The following is a 20,915-nucleotide window of genomic DNA, read 5'->3' as shown; positions in this document are numbered from 1 at the left end:
TGATTTAGTTGAAAGGAGGGGTAATATGGATTACAAAAAGTTATATGAAGAATGGACAACATCAGCCTATTTTGATGAGGATACAAAAAAGGAATTATTAGCAATAAAGGATGACGAAAAGGAAATAGAGGATAGATTTTATCGTGATCTAGAATTTGGTACTGCAGGCCTTAGGGGTGTAGTTGAGGCTGGTAGGAACAGGATGAATATATACACTGTTAGAAGGTGTTCGTATGGTCTAGCCAACTACTTCTTAAAAAATGAAGAAGGAGCTGCTGAGAGGGGTATAGTAATAGCCCATGACAATAGAAATATGTCTAGGGAGTTCTGCCTTGAGGCTACAAAAACTATAGCTGCTGCAGGTATGAAGGTCTATTACTACGATGACCTGAGGACTACACCAATGCTGTCATATTCAGTTAGAAAGCTAAACTGTATAGGTGGTATAGTTATTACGGCCAGCCACAATCCACCTCAGTACAATGGTTACAAGGTTTATGGAAAAAATGGTGCCCAGATTATGCCAGATGTTGCCGACAAGGTTTTGGCTGAAATAGAAAGTATCAAAGACTTTTCTATAATACCTGCCCATAGCAAGGCAGATGAAGCTAGGATGGTTCTGCTCGATTCGCCAATAGATGATGACTTTATAGACGCTGTAGAGGCCAATGTAATCAGGAAAGATATAATAGAAAAATATGCAGGAGAATTCAAGGTAGTATATTCTCCTCTTTGTGGTACAGGTAGGGTTCCTGTACTTAGGGTTCTAAAGGATAGTGGATTTAAGAATGTTTTGGTTGTTCCAGAAGAGGCAATGCCAGATCCAAACTTTGCCGGAATCAAGACTCCTAATCCAGAAGAAGCTGTTGCCCTAACTAGAGGTATTGAGCTTTTAAAGAGGGAAGATGCTGATATATTAATAGCCAATGACCCTGATTGTGACAGGGTTGGCGTTGCTGTTAAGAACTCTGCTGGTGAGGTTGTATTGCTGACAGGTAACCAAATAGGTGGTCTACTTGCTGAATATACCCTATCAGGTCTAAAGGAAAAGGGCAAGTTGGCTGACAATGCCTGCATAATAAAGACAATAGTAACATCAGAATTCGGGGCTGATATAGCCAAGTCAATGGGTGTTGATGTGGTTAGCATCCTGACTGGGTTTAAGTTTATGGGCGACAAGATGACACAGTATGAGAAGGACAATTCTCAGACCTTTGTAATGGGCTATGAAGAAAGTTACGGTTATCTAGTAGGTGACCAGTGTAGGGACAAGGATGGGGTTGTAGCTACCCTTATGATATCTGAGATGGCCCTATACTACAGGAGCATGGGCAAGACCCTATACGAGGGCTTGATGGACCTATATGCCAAGTATGGTTACTACAGAGAAAAGACAACTTCAATCTACCTAGAGGGTATCGAGGGAAGTGCCAAGATAAAGAGGATAATGGACCACTTTAGATCAACAAAGATGGAAGCAGTAGATGGCATCAAGATTGATAAAATCCTAGACTTTGGAGCTGGTGTAGAAGGCTTCCCTAAGTCTAACGTACTCAAGTATATTCTAGAGGACGGATCTTGGATAGCCCTAAGACCTTCAGGGACTGAACCTAAGATAAAAGTATATATTGGAACTCATGACAATGATGACCAGGTGGCACTTAATAAACTAGAAGGAATTAATGCCCACTTCTTGGCCATTGTTGACTCAGTAAACTAGACAAATCAAGCCATTCCATGATATAATTGTTAAGATGAATATATATTATAAATTTGGAGGATAGAAAATGGTAACAGCTAGTGATTTTAGAAAAGGTGTAACATTTGAAAAAGATGGTCAACCATGTCTAGTAGTTGACTTCCAGCACGTTAAACCCGGAAAAGGTGCTGCGTTCGTTAGAACTAAGTATAAGAATTTAATAACAGGAGCAATCAGAGAAGAAGCTTTCAACCCAAGTGACAAGTTCCCTAAGGCAAATATTGAAACTAAGCAGATGCAGTATTTGTACAATGATGGTGAACTATACTACTTCATGGACGAAGAAACTTTTGACCAGATTCCTTTGAACTACGAACAGGTAGAGGATGCTATCAAGTTCTTGAAGGAAAATGAAGTTGCTACTATTAGATTTTACCAGGGAGCTCCATTCCAGGTTGAAGGTCCTAACTTTGTTGAGTTAGAGATTGTTGATACAGAGCCAGGAATCAAGGGAGATACAGCAAGTAACGTTACAAAGGCTGCTACAGTAGAGACTGGTGCAGTTATCCAGGTACCACTATTTATAAATGTTGGTGACAGGGTGAAAATCGATACAAGAACAAGTGAATACTTGTCAAGAGTAAACTAATTAGGTGCTATAAAATACCTGTTTTTAACAGGTATTTTATAGCTATATTTTTTATAAGGAGGGGTAAGTATGGCATCATTGAATGATGTGATGAAGGAAAATATCAAGGCTTTTGAAGAAAAGATAGGTTATGAATTTAAAGATAAAAAATACCTACAGACGGCCTTGACACATTCTTCCTTTGCCAATGAGCACAAGGAATTTAAGTACAATGAGAGACTAGAATTTCTAGGTGATTCAGTCTTGGGATTGGTAGTAAGTGACTACCTGTTTAGGGCTAGAAATGACTTACCAGAAGGTAAGTTGACAAGATTAAGAGCGAATGTGGTTTGTGAAGAATCTCTTAGTGCAGTAGCTAGGAGCCTAAACCTAGGAGAAAACCTATTTCTGGGTAAGGGTGAAAAAAATTCAGGTGGTAGAGATAGGGATTCAATCCTTGCCGATGCAACAGAAGCAGTTATAGCTGCCATATACTTAGATGGTGGATTTGACCAGGCAAAAAACTTTATACTATCAAACCTAAGAGATACAATAGCCAAGAATATTGACGGAAATATCTTCAGAGACTATAAGACGATTTTACAGGAAATAGTACAGGGAAATAACGGCAAGATATCGTACAAGTTGGTGGGAGAAAGTGGACCCGACCACAAGAAGGAATTTGAAATGCAGGTCAAGTGTGGCAGGGATATAATAGGTATAGGCAAGGGCAAGAATAAGAAGGAAGCAGAGAAAGAAGCTGCTAGAGATGCCCTAGAAAAGATGGGAGAACTATAGGATATGAAGGGGAAAAAGATAATACCCATATTTGTACCCCACCAGGGATGCCCCCATGACTGTATATTCTGCAATCAAAAAAAGATAACAGGTATTTCTACAGATATGACTGGTGACAGGGCCAGAGAGATTATAAATGATTGCTTGGCTACAATCAAGGCTGATGTCGATGTGGAGATAGCCTTCTTCGGGGGGAGCTTCACAGCTATTGACAAGGACAAGCAAGTTGAATTATTGAGTGTAGCCAAGGACTACAAGGACAAGGGTCTGGTAAAGGATATCAGAATGTCCACTAGGCCAGACTGCATAGATATAGAAGAGCTAGAGCTTATAAGGGCCTATGGTGCAACTATAATAGAACTAGGTGTTCAGTCTATGGATGAAGTAGTCTTACTTGAGAGTTTGAGAGGGCATACCAGTAGGGTGGTTTATGAGAGTGCAAGGCTGATTAAGGACTATGGTTTTAGGTTGGGACTTCAGCAGATGATAGGCCTGCCAGGTGATTCTGAAGAAAAGTGTATCAAGACTGCCAAGGCCTTTACAGATATTGGACCTGATTTTGTGAGGATATATCCGACTCTAATTATAAAAGAAACAGGTCTAGAAATAAGTTATAAAGACGGTGCCTATAGGCCCTTTAGTTTGGAAGAGTGTGTTGATATAGTTAAAAAGTTGATGCTTATCTATCATATAAACAATATAGGAGTGATAAGGGTAGGTCTACAGGCAACAGATGATATACAGCTGGGCATAGATGTGGTTGATGGACCCTACCATCCTGCCTTTAGGGAAATTGTCAAATCTAGGATGATTAGAGACTACATCGACAGCCTGATTGATGGAGATTTTAAAGAACTGGTTGTCTATTCGGATAATAAAAACATATCCGCTATAGTGGGCAACAAGAGGTCTAACAGGATATACATAAATGAAAAATACAAGGCCAAGTTCAAAACTGGCATCAAGAAGGGTCTGGTTGATGGGATTATTGTAGAGATTGATTCCAAATTGGTGTCAGAAATTAGTTTTGATTATATGTATAGGGTGCTAGGTAAAATATATAAGTTATATTAATCGGAGGTAAGTGTGTATTTAAAAAAGTTAGAATTAAAGGGGTTTAAATCCTTTCCTACAAAAACTGATATATACTTTGATGAGGGTGTAACCGCTGTAGTAGGACCAAATGGTAGCGGAAAGAGTAATATTTCAGATGCTATCAGGTGGGTACTAGGTGAACAGAGTGTCAAGAGTCTAAGAGGAGAGAAGATGGAAGATGTAATCTTTTCTGGAACTGATACTAAAAATCAAATGAACTACTGCGAGGTAGCTATTACTCTTGACAATTCTATGGCTGAGATAGATATAGATTCGGATGAATTAGTCATAAAGAGAAGGGTCTATAGGAGTGGTGAGTCAGAGTTTTATATAAACGGCAAGTCTTGTAGGCTGAAGGATGTAAGAGAAACCTTGCTGGATACAGGTATAGGTAAGGATGGATACTCTATTATTGAGCAGGGCAAGGTAGAGGAAATACTAAGCAATAATCCGGCTAATAGGAGAAAGATATTTGATGAGGCCTGTGGTATATCCAAGTTCAGGTACAAAAAGAATGAGGCAGAGAGAAACCTAAAGAAGTCTAGTGACAACTTGGCAAGGATAGAAGATATCTTTTACGAAATAGAAAACCAGCTCAAGCCACTTGAGCGCCAGGCAGACAAGGCCAAGAAGTACTTGGAAGTCAGTGAGGAATTGAAAAAGCTAGAATTAAACGACTTTATCAAGCAGACTGGCCAAATGGATGTCCTAATAAGGGATATGTCTGACAAGTTGGCAGGCATATCAAAGGAATTGGACTTGATTTTTGGTGAAAGATCTGGCCTGGAGAGTCAAATAGAAGACCTAGACGGAAAGATAAATGAGTCTGATGCGGTTTTAGAAGAATTGAATACTAGCCTCCTAGATACAAATTCTGAGTTGGCAGGCAAAAAGTCTGAAATTGAGATTTCTCAGGAAAAAATAAACAGCCAGCTAAGAGAAATATCTAGGAAGGAAAATGAAATATCAGCCCTAGAAGCCTCAGTCAAGGTTGACAAAATAGAATTAGAAAAGGCAAGCAAGAAGGCTGACCAGACATCGTATGAAATAGAAGAGGCTCAAAAGGAAATAGATGAGGTCTACAAGGATAAGAGAGAGGCTGAATTAGAGCTAGAAAGTATAAATAAGGAGATAGAGTCCAATAAGGCTATATCTCTTGGTATACTAGAAAAAAAGCAGGCATTATCCGCTAGTTATGCCACAAGTCAGGCCAACCTATCTAATTTGAAGGCAAGAAGGGCCAGTCTAGATGAAAAACTTACCCAGCAGGAAGTTGAGATAGAGTCTTTGGACAGGGAATTATCTGATAAGAATGCAAATGCAGGTGACTTGATGGCCGGAATGGAAGACCTAGACCAAGACCTAGACCAGGCCAAGAGAAAGTTGGAAGACCTGGTTAAGAGGATGGAAGACCTGGCCAATAAGGATAGAAATTTGAATATGGACATGAGCCGTATCAAGTCTAGGAGAAATGCCTACATAGATATGGAAAATCATCATGAAGGTTTTAATAAGGGTGTAAGGGAAATCCTAAAAAATAAGTCGATTCAGGGTATATGTGGTGCTCTAGGAGAATTGATAAGTGTACCTGCTAGGTACGAAAAGGCCATAGAAGCCAGCCTAGGTGCTGCAATACAAAATGTGGTAGTGGAAGACGAACAGGTGGCAAAAAAATCCATAGAATACCTTAAGAAAACTAGTCTTGGCAGGGTTACCTTCCTACCAAAGACTACCATGAGGTCCAACAAAATATCCCTTGCTAGCAATACTAGGATAAGGCCGCTCGGCTTGTGCAGTGACCTTATAGACTTTGATGAATCATATAGAAGAGTGGTTGAAAGCCTCTTAGGCAGGGTTGTGCTGATGGACAATATGAATGATGCCATAGCCTATGCCAAGGAGACCGGTCACAGGTTCAAGTTGGTTACACTGGATGGAGATATTGTAAACCCAGGCGGCTCTATGACAGGCGGTAGCATCAAGACAAATGGAAACATCTTATCAAGGAAGAGGTTGATAGGTGAATTAGGACAAGAGATTGATGCCATATCAGGCAAGATAAACCAGTGCAAGTCAGAATTTGACCTTATTGGCTTGGAAAAGTCTAAGCTGGACAAGGAAGTGTCACAGTTAAATGTAGATAAAGAAGCCATATCAAAAAAAATAATATCTGTGAGCACAGAGGTAAAACTACTAGAAGCGAAGTTGAGAGATAGAAGGTCTGATATAGATAATGTAAGAAATGAAATCTCAAATATAGATGGTCAAATTCAAAAAAATGAGGCAGATTTTGACCAGTGTAAGGACCAGCTAGACCTACTAGACAGGGAAGGGCAGGGTAACTCTGACCATATAAAAACCTTGGCGGATAGTCTTGATAGGGCCAAGGAAAATCATGAAAACTACCTCAAGTTGTTTAATGAGAAAAATCTGGACCTAGTAAGGATAAAGCAGGTATTTGAAAATAACATAGGTGAAGTCGACAGGATAGAAAATAGCATGAAAAAGTCTCAGGACAACCTAATCCAGTTGAAGGAATCTATAAAGGAAAATGAGGATGAAATCAATGATTTTGACCTATTGATTGAGACCTATACAGGTCAAATAGAAATCCTAAACCAAACTATAGAAGATTTTTCTAGGAGAGCCTTGGACCAGAAGGCAGATAGGGACGATATGAAATTATCCCTAGATGAAGCCAAGTCAGAACTTAGGTCTAGGGAGAGAGATTTTAATGAGCTGAGAGAGGAAAAGTATAAGCTAGAATCTAGGCTGGACAGATCAGTATCAAGCAGGGACAACCTAGAGGCAAATATACATGAAAAATACGGCCTAGATTACCATGAGGCCCTAGCCTATAGCGATGAGGACTTGATAATCGACCAAAAGCTGATGGAAGGTCTAAGGAAGAAAATCAAGTCTATTGGTAATGTAAATCTAGATTCCATAGAAGAATTTGCAGAGGTCAAGGAGAGGTATGACTACTATTCTGAGCAAAAGCAAGACCTTGAGGAGTCTATTGTATCCTTGAATAGTCTAATTGCAGACCTAGTGTCAAGTATGGAAAGCGAGTTTTTGGTCAACTTTGATATAATTAACAAGAATTTTGTAGAGGTCTACAAAAAGTTGTTTGGCGGAGGAAATGCCAATCTAAGGATTGTGGATATGGATGATGTCCTGTCTTGTGATATAGAAATTACAGCCCAGCCTCCAGGCAAGAAGATGAAAAATCTTTCTCTCTTATCTGGTGGTGAGAAGGCTCTGACAGCAATATCAATCCTGTTTGCCATACTTATATCAAAACCAACGCCTTTCTGTATACTAGACGAGATTGAGGCTCCTTTGGACGACGTAAATGTATATAGGTTTGGGGACTTTTTACATGAACTTAGCCAGGATACCCAGTTTATAGCGGTAACACATAGGAGGGGTACAATGGAAGTTGCAGACTTTATATACGGTGTAACTATGCAAGAAAAGGGCATTTCATCCATCATAGGTATCAAGTTAAAGGAGGCCCAAGAGATGGTTGAAAATTCCTAGACGAATATATAGCCACTTTATTATGATAGTGATTATGGAAAAGGAGGTTTTTAATGTTTAAGTTTTGGAAGAAAAATGAAGATGAAAATGAAAGTACCAAGTTGGAAGAAGAGGTTATAGAAGAAATAGCCAGTGATGATATTCAAGAAGAAAATCAGCAAATGGAAGAAAATTTGGAAGAATCAATAGAACAAGTAGAACTGGCCGATGATATAAATGAAAATACTGGAGAAGAAGCCACAGCTGAGGAGCCAGATCATGATGTAGTGGATTATGGCCAAGGCGACGATATTGATTCTAATGAGTTTCAAGAGCCTGATGATACTAGATCTTCTGACCAGGAGGATACTCTTGATGAAGAAGGACAAGAGAAGAAGGGGATTTTTGCTAGATTATTAGCAGGTCTATCAAAGACTAAGGACAATATAACAGGTAGGATAGACAGTCTCTTGAAGTCTTATACAAAGATAGATGAGGACCTTCTAGAAGAACTAGAAGAAATCCTGATAACTGCCGATGTTGGTGTTACGACTACTATGGAAATCATAGACCGTTTGAGGGACATGATTAAGGAAAGAGGGGTAAAGGACCCTATAGAGGTAAGAGACCTATTGAAGGAAATAGTTGCCTCTATCCTAAAGGAAGGAAACTCAGGACTTGACCTTGATCCAGGACCAGCAGTGATAGTGATGGTTGGTGTAAATGGTGTAGGTAAGACGACTACTATAGGCAAGTTAGCCCAGAGATACAAGAAAGATGGTAAAAAGGTTATGCTGGCGGCAGCAGATACCTTCAGGGCAGCAGCAAGCGAGCAGTTGGATATTTGGGCCAAGAGGGTGGATGTAGATATTATCAAGCACCATGAAGGAGCTGACCCAGGAGCTGTAGTATTTGATGCCATCAAGGCTTCACAGGCCAGGAAGGTTGACCTACTTATATGTGATACTGCAGGTAGACTCCACAACAAGGCCAACCTGATGAATGAGTTGGGCAAGATATTTAAGATAATAGACAGGGAATACCCTGAGGCAAAAAAGGAAGTCCTATTGGTAGTAGATGCGACTACGGGTCAAAATGCAGTCAGCCAGGCCAAGACCTTTAAGGAAGTAGCCAATATAACAGGTATAGTATTGACTAAGCTGGACGGTACTGCCAAGGGTGGTGTAGTTCTAGCAGTCAAGTCTGAGGTAGATGTTCCGGTCAAGCTGATAGGTGTAGGTGAAAGGGCTGAAGACTTGCAGAGTTTTGATGCAGAGGCATTTACAGATGCTATATTCGGATAGGCGTTAATATACAAATATGTAGGTCAAAGAAAGATATTCGTAGGCAGATAAAAACCAGTAAAAACTGGATTTATATGTATTAAAGTTATAAGAAAAGTGTAAAGGTAAAATACTTTACACTTTTTTTCTTAAAATGCTTGACTTTTCTTATACCATAGTTTATCATATTACTTATGTAAAGTGTAAGACCTTTACAGATAGGAGGAAGTATGGATATTCAAAAGATGGTAGAAATCGAAATACTTTACAGCCAGTACGGACCTTTGTTGACAGACAAGCAGAGGGATATATTGTCTATGTATTACGAGGAAGACTACTCATTAGGTGAGATTAGCAACATACTGGGAACATCTAGGCAGTCCATATTTGATTCCTTGAAGAGGTCGGAAAAGTCTCTTAGGGACTATGAGGCCAAGCTAGGTATGGTGAAAAAGTTCAAGTGTATAGATGAAGAGATTAACAAGCTAGCTGATAAGGTAGAAAACTTAGGCAAGAAAAGTGGTAACCTTGAGGAATCAAGTCAGCTTATAGAATTAATTGACAAGATTAGGGAGTTGATATAATGGTATTTGAAGGACTATCAGATAAACTTCAAAACGCATTTGGAAAACTTAGGTCTAAGGGTAAACTGACTGAGGCTGATGTAAAGACAGCAATGAGAGAGGTTAAGAGGGCTCTTTTGGAGGCAGATGTTAACTTCAAGGTTGTAAAGGACTTTATTAAGGTTGTACAAGAGCGTTGTGTAGGTGAAGAGGTGTTGAAGAGTTTGACACCTGGCCAGATGGTGGTAAAGATAGTAAATGAAGAACTGACAGCCCTGATGGGGGATGTGCAGAGTAAGTTGACCTATTCACCACAGCCACCGACTGTTATAATGATGGTTGGTCTACAGGGTGCAGGTAAGACTACAACTTCTGGAAAATTGGGTGGTTACTTAAAGAAAGAGGGCAAGTCACCGCTATTGGTAGCCTGTGACGTATACAGGCCGGCGGCTATCAAGCAGTTGCAGGTAGTGGGCGAAAAACTAGACCTACCAGTATTTACCTTGGGAGATCAGGTTTCGCCGGTAGATATAGCCAAAGAAGCTCTTGAATATGCAAAGGGTCATTCAAATGATATAGTAATTATAGATACAGCAGGTAGACTACACGTAGATGAAGTCTTGATGCAGGAGTTGAAAGATATAAAGGCTCAGGTAAGTCCTCAGGAAATTTTATTAGTGGTTGACTCAATGACGGGTCAGGATGCTGTAAATGTATCTGAGAGCTTTAACGAGATACTTGGTATTGACGGTGTAGTTTTAACAAAGCTAGACGGTGATACTAGAGGTGGTGCGGCCTTATCAATTAGGTCTGTAACACAAAAACCTATCAAGTTTATTGGTATGGGAGAAAAGCTTGACAACTTGGAACCCTTCTATCCAGATAGGATGGCATCTAGGATACTAGGCATGGGTGACGTACTCAGTTTGATAGAAAAGGCCGAGTCCGCTCTAGACATGGAGAAGGCCAAGGAATTAGGTCAGAAGCTAAAGAAGAATGAAATGGACTTTGAAGACTTCTTGATGCAGTTGGAGCAGGTACAGAACTTGGGACCTCTCGACAAGCTTCTAGAATTGGTACCAGGCATGGGTAACCTAAAGGGTCAAATAGGTGACCTCGATAGTAAGGGCAAGGAAATAAACAGGACCAAGGCTATTATCCAGTCTATGACACTGGAGGAGAGAAGAAATCCACAGATTTTAAATGCCTCTAGGAAGAAGAGGATAGCAAGGGGTAGTGGTACGAGTGTCCAGGATGTAAATAGGCTGATAAAGCAGTTTAATGAAATGAAAAAAATGATGAAGATGTTCCAGTCAAGTGGAATGATGGGCAAGATGAAAAAGGGTGGTTTCCCTAAGATGCCTAAGTTACCTTTCTAGGTTAGCATTATTCATTGTTTGAAAATAAATTATAATATAATATAATATTTTTTGGAGGTATTTAGAAATGGCAGTTAAAATAAGATTAAGAAGAATGGGAACTCATAAGAGACCTTTTTACAGAGTAATAGTAGCAGATGCTAGATCACCGAGAAACGGTAGATTCATTGAAGAAATAGGATACTATAACCCATTAACAGAACCGAAGCAGGTTAAGATTGACGAAGAAAAGGCAATCAAGTGGTTGGTAACAGGTGCTCAGCCTACTGAAGTTGTTAAGAAGTTATTCGTATCAAACGGAATAATTGAAAAGTTTGAAGCAGCTAAAGAATCTAAGTAAATTTTGGTGGAGACAATTATATGAAAGAGCTAGTAGAAGGAATAGCAAGAGCTCTTGTTGACAATCCTGATAAAGTGCTAGTCGAAGAAATTGTGGATGGCAAGGAAATCCTACTTAAATTGAAGGTTGACGACTCAGATATGGGTAAGGTAATCGGCAAAAAGGGTAGAATTGCTAAATCAATAAGAACTGTATTAAAATCAGTGTCCAACAAGAAGAAAGTAAATGTAACATTAGAAATAGTAGAGGATTAGGCTTGCCCTAATCCTTTTTTGTTAAAAATAGATTTTGTCGTATAGTTTCAAGGTCATGCGACTAATATTTGATAAAATCAAAAAGGCATTTACACCAGCGAAATAAATTTGCTGGACTTAAAGCCAGAGTTAGGAGGAATCCAAGTGACTGATACATTGGAGTATTTTAAGGTAGGCAAGATAGTAACTACCAGAGGTTTAAAAGGTGAAATAAAAATATACCCCCATACAGACAAGATAGATAGATTTAAGGATATAGACTACTTCTTTGTTGGAAAAGACAGGGGAAAAAAATATCTAGTTGAAAGAGCGGTAACTGCGTCTAATAACTCTATAGTAGTCAAGTTGGAAGGCTATGACACAATAGAATCAGTCCAAGGCCTGATTGGCAAATTTATATTTGTTGACAGGGACAACTCCTATGAATTGGACGAGGATGAATTGTTTATAGCCGACATGATAGGTATGGATGTAGAGACACTAGAAGGTGACAGAATTGGGAAATTGGTCGATGTTTTGCAGTATGCAGCAAACGACGTATATGTGGTGAAATCAGAGGATTCCAAGGAATACCTGATACCTGCAACATACGAAATAGTGCCAGATATTGACACAAAAAATAGGTTGATGAGGGTCAAACCTATACCGGGGTTATTGGACTAATGAGAATACACGTAATGACGCTTTTTCCTGATATATTTGCTGCATATATAGGTGAAAGTATGATTAAAAAGGCTATAGACAATGGCATATTAGAGGTAAACATATATAATATTAGAGATTTTTCGGAAAATAAGCACAAGAAGGTGGATGATTATCCTTTTGGTGGGGGTGCTGGTATGGTTATGACACCCCAGCCAATTATTTCGACATATGAGCATATAGTCAGGACTCATGACTTAGATAAACCCAGAGTTATATACCTTTCGCCAAAGGGCAGGGTATTTAACCAGGGCATGGCCAAGGATTTTTCGCATACAGATGATATAATTCTCTTGTGTGGCCACTATGAGGGTATAGACCAGAGGGTTATAGATATGATTGTGACTGAAGAAATATCTATAGGTGACTATGTGTTGACGGGGGGAGAGCTCCCCGCCCTGATTATGATTGATGCTATATCAAGGCTCATACCAGGCGTTTTAAATAGGAATGAAAGCTTTGAAGATGAGAGCCTAGAGGACAACCTACTGGAATATCCCCAGTACACTAGGCCCAGAGATTTTATGGGGGCTGAGGTCCCGCCTGTCCTGGTGTCAGGCAATCATGGGAATATAGACAAGTGGAGACTAGAAGAGTCTAAAAAGATAACGAAAGATAGGAGGCCAGACTTGTGGGACAAGTACCAGGCCTCTCACAGGGAAGATAATAATAAAAAGAAAAAAAGACGTATTCGAAAGGCGGAATAATATGGATAATAGAAAAAAAGTTAAGGCGATAGGTCTGGAGACCTTTGTCTTTATAGTAATATTTTTTGGAGGTTTTGCTTGGCTTGGGAGCCTAATGGGCGTAGGTCCAATGTTCAAGACAATGATGGCAACAGCCCACGACCTTCTACTAAACACAGTATTTTTAATAATGGCCATGGCAGTTTTGGCAGGAGCTATCAGTAGTTTGCTATCAGAGTTTGGAGCAATAGCCTTAATCAACAAGATATTTGCACCACTTATGAAGCCAATCTGGGGTTTGCCAGGGGCAAGTATCACAGGTGTTGTAGCTACATATCTATCAGATAATCCTGCAATAATACCATTTGCCAAGGATAAGACTTTTACCCAGTACTTTAAGAAATATCAGGTACCAGCCCTTTGTAATGTAGGTACAGCCTTTGGTATGGGGTTGATAGTTACTACATTTATGATAGCCCAGGGCAAGGAGTATATAGCCCCAGCCTTAATCGGTAATGTGGGTGCTATTATAGGGTCTATAGTAAGTGTAAGATTGATGTTGAGACAGACTAAGAAGTACTATGGAGACCAGGCTATGGAGCCATATGATGAGACAATGTCGAGTGCAGATATGGAATCTCAAAATGAGTTTAGGCTTGTAAGAGAAGGCAACCTATTCCAGAGGGTTCTAGATTCCTTGCTAGAAGGTGGTAAGAATGGTGTGGAAATGGGTGTAGCAATTATACCAGGAGTTCTGATTGTTTGTACTCTTGTAATGATGTTGACATTTGGACCAGGTAAGACTGGATATACAGGTGGAGCCTACGAGGGCGTAAAGCTATTACCATATATAGGTCAGAAGATTAGCTTTATATTAGAACCATTATTTGGATTTAAGTCACCAGAGGCAATAGCCTTCCCAATAACTGCCCTAGGAGCAGTCGGAGCAGCCATTTCTCTAGTGCCAGAATTTATTAAGAGTGGAGCAATCCTACCTAACGACATAGCAGTATTCACAGCTATGGGTATGTGTTGGTCAGGATACTTGAGCACTCATATAGGTATGATGGATGCCTTGAAGTCAAGAAACCTAGCAGGCAAGGCAATATTAGCCCATACTATAGGAGGCCTGTGCGCAGGAATATCAGCCCACTTGATATTTATGCTAGTAGTGCACTAGATATTGTATATCTGATCTACTTTTGCAAAGAAATATTGATTAATCAGATTCTAAAATTATTGCTTGTATGATATATAGCGTCAGGGATAATTTTCACTTTCTTAGTCTAACGAGTTTGAAGGTTTCTTATTACCATCAATGTCATATATCATATAACTATTTTGGATAGAGTGAACAAGTGAATCAAAAATAGGGGTGGCATATTCATTTACCTGAGTTTAGAATATGCACCCCTATTTTTGTATTCACTAATTTAACGGTTTAAATCTACTTCACAAGGGCCTTGTGGAACTTCTTCTTACCCTTCTTTATTATCACGCCTTCTTTTAACTGGTCCAGGCTGATTTCTAGATTGATGTCTTCAACCTTCTTGTCTGCTATAGTAAGACCGCCCTGCTGGATTAGTCTTCTAACCTCGCTTCTTGAAGGAACAAGGCCACACTCAAGCATTAAGTCAGTTACATTTATAACTCCATCAGTTAGCTTGCTTGGGTCGATCTCACTAGTAGGCATATTTGCACTATCTCCACCACCAAGGAATAAGGCTCTAGAAGCTTCCTGAGCCTTGTCAGCATCTTCCTTAGAGTGGACAAGTGTAGTCATTTCGTAGGCAAGTAGTTCCTTTGCTTCGTTTAACTTGGCGCCCTCCCATGCTTCCATAGGTTCTATGTCTTCAAGAGGTATGAAAGTAAGCTTCTTGATAAAGTTGATAACGTCAGCATCATCAACATTTCTCCAGTACTGGTAGAATTCGAATGGAGAAGTCTTATTAGGGTCAAGCCATACAGCTCCACCTGCTGTCTTACCCATCTTTGTTCCGTCAGCCTTAGTCAATAGAGGTAGTGTCATAGCGAAGGCATCCTTGCCCAACTTCCTCCTGATCAACTCAGTACCACCTAATAGGTTAGACCACTGGTCGTTACCGCCAAGCTGGATATTACATCCATATTCCTTGAATAGGTGGTAGAAGTCAAATGACTGCATTATCATGTAGTTGAATTCAAGGAAAGAAAGTCCCTTTTCCATCCTGTTCTTGTAGCATTCAGCCCTAAGCATATTGTTTACTGAGAAATGAGGACCCACTTCTCTTAGCATTTCAATGTAGTTTAACTTTAGTAGCCAATCCGCATTATTGACCATTATAGCCTTGCCCTCGTCAAAGTCTATAAATTTAGACATCTGGACCTTGAAGCAGTCACAGTTGTGCTGGATTGTTTCAGGAGTCATCATCTTACGCATATCAGTACGTCCAGATGGGTCTCCTATATATCCTGTACCTCCTCCAACTAGGACAACAGGCTTGTTGCCTGCTAGCTGTAGCCTTCTCATCAGACACAAGGCCATGTAATGACCAACATGTAGTGAGTCAGCTGTAGGGTCAAAACCCAGATAAAAGACAGCCTTACCATTGTTGACCAAATTTTTGATTTCTTCTTCGTCTGTAACCTGGGCTATTAAGCCACGGGCCTGTAGTTCTTCGTAAACTCCCATAAGTACACCTCTTTCTAAAATATTATTCATAAACTAAATAAGTATATAATTTCGTAATAAATCCACATCCATTATACACTATATAAATACAAATTAAAAGTGGGGCAAAATATAAAAGGCTTCCTACACCTATGTAAGAAGCCTTAATCGTCGTTTTTATTAGGGCTCCTTTATTATCATGGTAAATAGAGCCACTAGAATTTGCCGTGTGACCCTTTAACTCTTATAATAATAATAAACGTAACCAAAAATTGCTATCTCTAATTTGCTTGCTAAATTGTCTAATATAGTACTTTTCATTTTGGTTACCTCCCTTAAAATTTATTAGTTATTGTAACACTTTGTGAATCCATTTGTCAAGACAATTCTGTTTTTTTTGAAATTATTGTTACTTGCAAAAGTAAATTCCATATCATGGTGGAATTTACTTTTGCAAGTAACAAAAATTAATTAAAAAATATTAAAAGTATTGACAATACTCATATCTAAGGGTATAATGTAATGGTTATTAAGTACGGGCGTACCTCTTTTACAAAGGTCAAGTATTTATGTACGTCTATGATTTAGGAGGAAGAAATGAACGAATTAATTAAGGCTATTGAAGCTGCACAGGTAAAATCAGATGTTCCTAATTTTGGACCAGGGGACACAGTAAGAGTACACGTTAGAATTGTCGAAGGAAAGAGAGAAAGAATCCAGGTATTCGAAGGTCTTGTTATCAAGAGACAGGGCGGAGGAATCAGAGAAACTTTCACTGTTAGAAAGATATCTTTCGGTGTAGGTGTTGAAAGAACATTCCCAGTTCATTCACCAAAGATTGAAAAGATCGAAGTTACAAGATTTGGTAAGGTTAGAAGAGCTAAGATCAACTATATCAGAGGTAGAGTTGGTAAGGCTGCTAAGATCAAGGAAGCTAGAGGCAAAAGAAAATAATCTAGCATATACAAGAGTGTATATTAGTAAATTAGGGTGTCTCAGGATGCCCTTTTTTAGTGTAATAGAGCCTGGAGGCAAGGTGCCTGTAGGATTGATATAGGGCTTCGTGTAAATGAAGTCATGCTCTGTGGCTATATGGTCACAGGAAGGAGGACGTATGAGCTATAATGATGAATATTTGAGGGATGACAACCTGAATATAAACTGGTATCCAGGCCACATGAAAAAGACTAGGGAGCTGGTGCAGAATAATTTGAAGTTGGTAGACGTGGTAATTGAGCTGCTAGATGCTAGAATACCTTTTAGTAGTAAGAATCCAGATATAGATAGGCTAGTTGGCGACAAGGCGAGAATAGTCCTATTAAACAAGGCGGATATGTGTGAAAAGGCTGCAATAGATGCTTGGGTAGCTTACTATGCCAAGCAGGGGGTAAAGGCCATACCGATTAATGCCATGACTGGTACTGGGGTCAACAAGGTAATTAGTGAGTGTAAGGCGGTTACAAGGTCCATGATGGAGGGTCTAGCCGAGAAGGGCAGGAGAGAAAGGGCCATCAGGATTATGATAGTAGGTGTACCTAATGTTGGTAAGTCTTCCCTGATTAACAAACTGTCTGGAAGAAGGTCTACCCAAACTGGAGATAGGCCAGGTGTTACCAAGGGCAAGCAGTGGGTCAAGATTAGGGGAAACATGGAGTTATTAGATACCCCAGGTATCCTATGGCCTAAGTTTGAAGACCAAGAAGTGGCCCTAAATCTTGCATTTACCAGGGCTATCAAGGATGAAATTCTAGATGTGGAAACACTAGGCTTGAGGCTGATTGAAAGGCTGATGGAGATAGCTCCAGAATCTTTGATGGAGAGGTACAAGCTAGATTCTCTAGGCCAGCAGGGTATAGATACTATGGATGCTATTGGTAGGAAGAGAGGCTTTATATTGGGTAATAGAGAGCTTGACTACACAAGGATAGCAACTACAGTTTTAAATGAGTTTAGGGAAGGAAAAATAGGGAAAATAGTACTTGAGATGCCTTCTAATATAGGTTGATAAATTTTTATAGGCGCTTGACTTTAAAAAAAATAAAAAATATAATTACTATAAGACACTTTTATAGTTGAATTCACCGATTGAAAATTTATCGAAAGGGAGGAATTTAGATGAGTAAATTAGTTAACAAGGCATCAAATTGGTTGGAGATTAACTTAGATAACTTGGAATATAATTTTAACGGAATAAAGAATAAGATACCTGCAGGTACAAAGATGTGTATGGTCATAAAATCAAATGGGTACGGTCATGGTGCGGTTGAAATAGCAAAGTTCTATGAAGAGCTGGGGGCAGATTTTTTTGCAGTAGCCAGGTTAAATGAGGCTATGGAGCTGAGAGACAATGGCATAAGGACGCCTATCTTGAACCTAGGCTATACAAATCCAATGACAATTGAAGATTCGATTAGAAATAATGTATCAATGACAGTATTTGACTTAGATTTAGCTGAGGAAATTGACCGAGTAGCTAGAAGAATTGGTATCAAGGCAAAAATTCATCTTAAGCTAGATACTGGTATGTCCAGATTGGGCTATGTTGTTTTGGATGACAGGGTGGATGATATAGCCAATGAAATCAAAAAAATTAGCCAGATGGAGGGCATAATTATAGAGGGTATGTATACCCATTTTGCTACAGCAGATGCTAGAAACAAGGAATTTGAAAATTTGCAGACTCATAGGTTTACTGAAATGGTGGATAAGGTTAGGGAACTAGATGTAGATATAAAATATATCCACTGTTCTAACAGTGCAGAAATTTTAGATTGCGAGGAAAAGTATGATATGGTTAGGCCAGGTATAATCCAGTACGGAATATATCCGTCAAATGAGGTCACATACTCTATAGATGTCAAGCCAGTTATGTCTTTTAAGGCCAAGGTTTCTAATGTCAAGATATTGGATGCAGGTACATCAATCAGCTATGGTAGGATATACTTTACAACTGTCAGAGAGAAGATTATCAGTATAGCAGCAGGTTATGCTGATGGATTCCTAAGGGGTAGGAGAAATCCATACGTATATGTAAATGGTGTTAAATGTTCAATAGTTGGTAGGATATGTATGGACCAGTGCATGGTCAGGGTACCTATGGAGATGGATGTAAAGGTCAACGATGATGTAGTAATATTTGGAGATGATCTAGTGTCTGTTGCAGATGTAGCTAGGGGCTGTGATACAATAGCCCATGAAGTTATGTGCATGATGAGCAGGAGGGTTCCTAGGGTTTACTACAGGCATGGAGAAATAGTATCCATAGTTGACTACTTGTGAAGGTAACTGATAGCTAGTAATTTAGCTATCCTTATTTTAGGGAAGGAGACCGACATGCTAAGAGAATTGGACCTAGTGGAAATTGGCAAGATGAAGGCAAGAGAAATAAAAGACCTGTCAGATCAAATTTCACCTAAAGAATACCCGGAATTTATAAGCCTCTTTTCAAATGATGAGAGGAAGTCTGTCCAGAACATATGTGAAAAGTTGAAAAAGAAGTTGATTCGTATCCAGGCTGAGGAGGAAAGGTTGGACCTTCTCAACTATTATGAAAACCAGTGCTATGAAAATGGTGCTGTATTTGTAGCAGGCCTTGATGAGGTTGGAAGGGGACCACTGGCAGGCCCTGTGGTTGCTGCTGTAGTAGTCCTCAAGCCAGATACTAGAATCGTTGGTATAAATGATTCAAAAAAGCTTACAGAGGAAAAAAGACAAGCCCTATATGAGATAATAATTAAAGAGGCAGTGGACTATGGCATAGGTATGGCAGATAACTATGAAATAGATGAGCACAATATATTAAATGCAACTTATATAGCCATGAGAAGAGCCCTAGACCAGCTAGAAGTCAGGCCAGATTGCCTGCTTAATGATGCTGTTAGAATTCCAGGCGTAGATACTCCCCAGCTACCTATAGTAAAGGGGGATGCCAAATCCATCTCTATTGCTGCTGCTAGTATAGTGGCCAAGGTTACAAGGGACAGGATGATGGTTGACTACGACAAGGTCTACCCAGGTTATGGTTTTTCTTCAAACAAGGGCTACGGTACCAATGAGCACTATGACGGTTTGAGGAAATTTGGCAGGACTAAGATACATAGAAATAGTTTTTTGAAAAATTTTGAAGGTTAGGTTTGCCTTAGCCTTCTTTTTTTGTATGCACACTGATATAATATAGAAGTATGATAGTGGATGGAAATTGATTATATAATATGTGTTTTTATGGAGGTATGGAAAATGGAATACAAGGAAATGTTGGATAGGGCAAGAGACCAGTTCAATGGATCTTGCAAGGTCTGTAGGGTTTGTGATGGGGTAGCCTGTCGTGGCCAGGTCCCAGGTATGGGAGGCAAGGGAACAGGCAAGTCCTTTATAGAAAATGTGGCAGCTCTTGATAGGATAAAGCTAAACATGAGGGTAATCCACAAGGTTGTAGAGCCAGATATGTCAATTGAGCTATTTGGTAAGAAGCTAGACCTACCAGTTATGGCAGCACCTATTACAGGTACAAGTATAAATATGGGTGGACTAGTTAGTGAAAAGGAATATATTGAGCCGGTCATAGCAGGGTGTAAGAACAAGGGCACATATGCAATGCTAGGAGATACAGCTATACCACAGTTCTTACTTGATAATTTAGAGGTCATGACTAAGTACGAGGGTGCAGGTATTGTCTTTATCAAGCCTTGGGAAAATAAGAATATAATAGAAAAGATAAAAAAGGCAGAAGAGGCAGGAGCAATAGCTGTTGGAATAGATATAGATGCCTGTGGTCTTGTTACACTCAAGCTACATGGCACACCAGTATATGCCAAGAATGTTGAAGAAATAAGGGAGCTGGTAAATTCTACAGAATTGCCATTTATCCTAAAGGGTATCATGACTCCGGATGAAGCCCTGATGGCTGTAGAAGCAGGTGTATATGGTATAGTAGTATCCAACCATGGAGGTAGGGTCCAGGACTATACTCCTGGTACTGCAGAAGTTTTGCCTGAAATAGCCAAGGCTGTGGACGGTAGGATAAAGGTATTTGTCGATGGAGGCATTAGGACTGGTGTAGATGTTTTGAAGATGTTGGCCTTGGGTGCAGATGCTTGTTTAATAGGAAGGCCTTTTGTGACTGCTTCATTCGGTGGTCAGACTGAGGGCGTGGAAATGTATATAGATAGGTTGAAGGCAGACCTAGAAGCAGCCATGGTGCTGACAGGGTGTCAAGACCTAGATTCAATTGATGGAAGAATTATTTATTAATAGGGTTAAATAAAGGTTCTATGTCAAATAACGTTGGTGATAATTTAAATCAATAAAATCTATTAA

19 protein-coding genes are annotated in these 20,915 nt (G+C 39.6%); 18 read left to right on the top strand and 1 reads right to left on the bottom strand.

What is annotated here, in order from left to right; translation table 11 throughout:
* Positions 1-25: 25 nt before the first annotated feature.
* The 13 genes from HMPREF1639_RS01560 to HMPREF1639_RS01500 all read left to right on the top strand — a co-directional run bounded on the left by HMPREF1639_RS01560 (position 26) and on the right by HMPREF1639_RS01500 (position 14,129).
* The gene (locus HMPREF1639_RS01560) at positions 26-1,720 is read left to right on the top strand and encodes a phospho-sugar mutase (protein WP_036762538.1); all 1,695 of its coding nucleotides are present in this window, start codon (positions 26-28) and stop codon (positions 1,718-1,720) included.
* Between the two features lie 67 nt (positions 1,721-1,787).
* Positions 1,788-2,348: an elongation factor P gene (gene efp, locus HMPREF1639_RS01555; RefSeq protein ID WP_036762537.1), complete on the top strand. Its 561-nt coding sequence runs from the start codon at positions 1,788-1,790 to the stop codon at positions 2,346-2,348.
* A 69-nt stretch (positions 2,349-2,417) separates the two neighbouring features.
* On the top strand, positions 2,418-3,125 hold the full coding sequence (gene rnc, locus HMPREF1639_RS01550; protein ID WP_036762536.1) for a ribonuclease III: 708 nt from the start codon (positions 2,418-2,420) through the stop codon (positions 3,123-3,125).
* Positions 3,126-3,128: 3 nt separating this feature from the next.
* Positions 3,129-4,199, top strand: a complete 1,071-nt coding sequence (locus tag HMPREF1639_RS01545; RefSeq protein ID WP_036762535.1) for an elongator complex protein 3 — start codon at positions 3,129-3,131, stop codon at positions 4,197-4,199.
* A 12-nt stretch (positions 4,200-4,211) separates the two neighbouring features.
* The gene (gene smc, locus HMPREF1639_RS01540) at positions 4,212-7,763 is read left to right on the top strand and encodes a chromosome segregation protein SMC (protein WP_036762534.1); all 3,552 of its coding nucleotides are present in this window, start codon (positions 4,212-4,214) and stop codon (positions 7,761-7,763) included.
* A 53-nt stretch (positions 7,764-7,816) separates the two neighbouring features.
* On the top strand, positions 7,817-9,046 hold the full coding sequence (gene ftsY / locus HMPREF1639_RS01535; protein WP_036762532.1) for a signal recognition particle-docking protein FtsY: 1,230 nt from the start codon (positions 7,817-7,819) through the stop codon (positions 9,044-9,046).
* 209 nt (positions 9,047-9,255) lie between these two features.
* The gene (ylxM, locus tag HMPREF1639_RS01530; RefSeq protein WP_036762530.1) at positions 9,256-9,609 is read left to right on the top strand and encodes a YlxM family DNA-binding protein; all 354 of its coding nucleotides are present in this window, start codon (positions 9,256-9,258) and stop codon (positions 9,607-9,609) included.
* Positions 9,609-10,967, top strand: coding sequence for a signal recognition particle protein (ffh, locus tag HMPREF1639_RS01525; RefSeq protein ID WP_036762528.1), 1,359 nt, complete (start codon positions 9,609-9,611; stop codon positions 10,965-10,967). The genes ylxM and ffh overlap by 1 nt, the downstream gene beginning before the upstream one ends.
* A 67-nt stretch (positions 10,968-11,034) precedes the next feature.
* Positions 11,035-11,307 (top strand): 30S ribosomal protein S16, encoded by a 273-nt coding sequence (rpsP, locus tag HMPREF1639_RS01520; RefSeq protein ID WP_036762526.1) that lies wholly within the window; start codon positions 11,035-11,037, stop codon positions 11,305-11,307.
* A gap of 20 nt (positions 11,308-11,327) precedes the next feature.
* On the top strand, positions 11,328-11,561 hold the full coding sequence (locus HMPREF1639_RS01515) for a KH domain-containing protein (protein WP_036762524.1): 234 nt from the start codon (positions 11,328-11,330) through the stop codon (positions 11,559-11,561).
* 144 nt (positions 11,562-11,705) lie between these two features.
* Complete coding sequence (gene rimM, locus HMPREF1639_RS01510; protein ID WP_036762521.1) at positions 11,706-12,224, top strand: ribosome maturation factor RimM; 519 nt, start codon at positions 11,706-11,708, stop codon at positions 12,222-12,224.
* Positions 12,224-12,970, top strand: coding sequence for a tRNA (guanosine(37)-N1)-methyltransferase TrmD (gene trmD / locus HMPREF1639_RS01505; RefSeq protein ID WP_036762519.1), 747 nt, complete (start codon positions 12,224-12,226; stop codon positions 12,968-12,970). Before rimM ends, trmD begins: the two co-directional genes overlap by 1 nt.
* 1 nt (position 12,971) lies before the next feature.
* Positions 12,972-14,129 (top strand): CD0519/CD1768 family membrane protein, encoded by a 1,158-nt coding sequence (locus tag HMPREF1639_RS01500; RefSeq protein ID WP_036762517.1) that lies wholly within the window; start codon positions 12,972-12,974, stop codon positions 14,127-14,129.
* A gap of 267 nt (positions 14,130-14,396) precedes the next feature.
* Here HMPREF1639_RS01500 and tyrS read toward each other — a convergent pair whose 3' ends face one another.
* Positions 14,397-15,620, bottom strand: coding sequence for a tyrosine--tRNA ligase (gene tyrS / locus HMPREF1639_RS01495; RefSeq protein ID WP_036762515.1), 1,224 nt, complete (start codon positions 15,618-15,620; stop codon positions 14,397-14,399).
* 576 nt (positions 15,621-16,196) lie between these two features.
* On the opposite strand from tyrS, the gene rplS reads away from it, so the two are divergent.
* From rplS to HMPREF1639_RS01470, 5 genes are all read left to right on the top strand, one after another.
* On the top strand, positions 16,197-16,553 hold the full coding sequence (gene rplS / locus HMPREF1639_RS01490) for a 50S ribosomal protein L19 (RefSeq protein WP_036762513.1): 357 nt from the start codon (positions 16,197-16,199) through the stop codon (positions 16,551-16,553).
* 160 nt (positions 16,554-16,713) lie between these two features.
* Complete coding sequence (gene ylqF / locus HMPREF1639_RS01485) at positions 16,714-17,604, top strand: ribosome biogenesis GTPase YlqF (RefSeq protein WP_036762512.1); 891 nt, start codon at positions 16,714-16,716, stop codon at positions 17,602-17,604.
* Between the two features lie 110 nt (positions 17,605-17,714).
* Entirely contained in the window at positions 17,715-18,878 is a 1,164-nt protein-coding gene (alr, locus tag HMPREF1639_RS01480) for an alanine racemase (protein WP_036762510.1), read from the top strand.
* Between the two features lie 54 nt (positions 18,879-18,932).
* Positions 18,933-19,730, top strand: a complete 798-nt coding sequence (locus tag HMPREF1639_RS01475) for a ribonuclease HII (RefSeq protein WP_036762508.1) — start codon at positions 18,933-18,935, stop codon at positions 19,728-19,730.
* A 105-nt stretch (positions 19,731-19,835) separates the two neighbouring features.
* Entirely contained in the window at positions 19,836-20,849 is a 1,014-nt protein-coding gene (locus HMPREF1639_RS01470) for an alpha-hydroxy-acid oxidizing protein (protein ID WP_036762506.1), read from the top strand.
* Positions 20,850-20,915: the final 66 nt, after the last annotated feature.

This window comes from Peptostreptococcus sp. MV1 (assembly GCF_000758885.1).
Lineage (GTDB): Bacteria > Bacillota > Clostridia > Peptostreptococcales > Peptostreptococcaceae > Peptostreptococcus.
The sequence above is the reverse complement of the archived record's forward strand: the minus strand, read 5'-3'. Positions and strand labels throughout refer to the sequence as shown.

Bases quoted from the DNA above. Each gene is read 5' to 3' on its own strand.
- HMPREF1639_RS01560 (WP_036762538.1), top strand. From the start codon at position 26: ATGGATTACAAAAAGTTATATGAAGAATGGACAACATCAGCCTATTTT.
- efp (WP_036762537.1), top strand. From the start codon at position 1,788: ATGGTAACAGCTAGTGATTTTAGAAAAGGTGTAACATTTGAAAAAGAT.
- rnc (WP_036762536.1), top strand. From the start codon at position 2,418: ATGGCATCATTGAATGATGTGATGAAGGAAAATATCAAGGCTTTTGAA.
- HMPREF1639_RS01545 (WP_036762535.1), top strand. From the start codon at position 3,129: ATGAAGGGGAAAAAGATAATACCCATATTTGTACCCCACCAGGGATGC.
- ftsY (WP_036762532.1), top strand. From the start codon at position 7,817: ATGTTTAAGTTTTGGAAGAAAAATGAAGATGAAAATGAAAGTACCAAG.
- ylxM (WP_036762530.1), top strand. From the start codon at position 9,256: ATGGATATTCAAAAGATGGTAGAAATCGAAATACTTTACAGCCAGTAC.
- ffh (WP_036762528.1), top strand. From the start codon at position 9,609: ATGGTATTTGAAGGACTATCAGATAAACTTCAAAACGCATTTGGAAAA.
- rpsP (WP_036762526.1), top strand. From the start codon at position 11,035: ATGGCAGTTAAAATAAGATTAAGAAGAATGGGAACTCATAAGAGACCT.
- HMPREF1639_RS01515 (WP_036762524.1), top strand. From the start codon at position 11,328: ATGAAAGAGCTAGTAGAAGGAATAGCAAGAGCTCTTGTTGACAATCCT.
- trmD (WP_036762519.1), top strand. From the start codon at position 12,224: ATGAGAATACACGTAATGACGCTTTTTCCTGATATATTTGCTGCATAT.
- HMPREF1639_RS01500 (WP_036762517.1), top strand. From the start codon at position 12,972: ATGGATAATAGAAAAAAAGTTAAGGCGATAGGTCTGGAGACCTTTGTC.
- tyrS (WP_036762515.1), bottom strand. From the start codon at position 15,620: ATGGGAGTTTACGAAGAACTACAGGCCCGTGGCTTAATAGCCCAGGTT.
- rplS (WP_036762513.1), top strand. From the start codon at position 16,197: ATGAACGAATTAATTAAGGCTATTGAAGCTGCACAGGTAAAATCAGAT.
- ylqF (WP_036762512.1), top strand. From the start codon at position 16,714: ATGAGCTATAATGATGAATATTTGAGGGATGACAACCTGAATATAAAC.
- alr (WP_036762510.1), top strand. From the start codon at position 17,715: ATGAGTAAATTAGTTAACAAGGCATCAAATTGGTTGGAGATTAACTTA.
- HMPREF1639_RS01475 (WP_036762508.1), top strand. From the start codon at position 18,933: ATGCTAAGAGAATTGGACCTAGTGGAAATTGGCAAGATGAAGGCAAGA.
- HMPREF1639_RS01470 (WP_036762506.1), top strand. From the start codon at position 19,836: ATGGAATACAAGGAAATGTTGGATAGGGCAAGAGACCAGTTCAATGGA.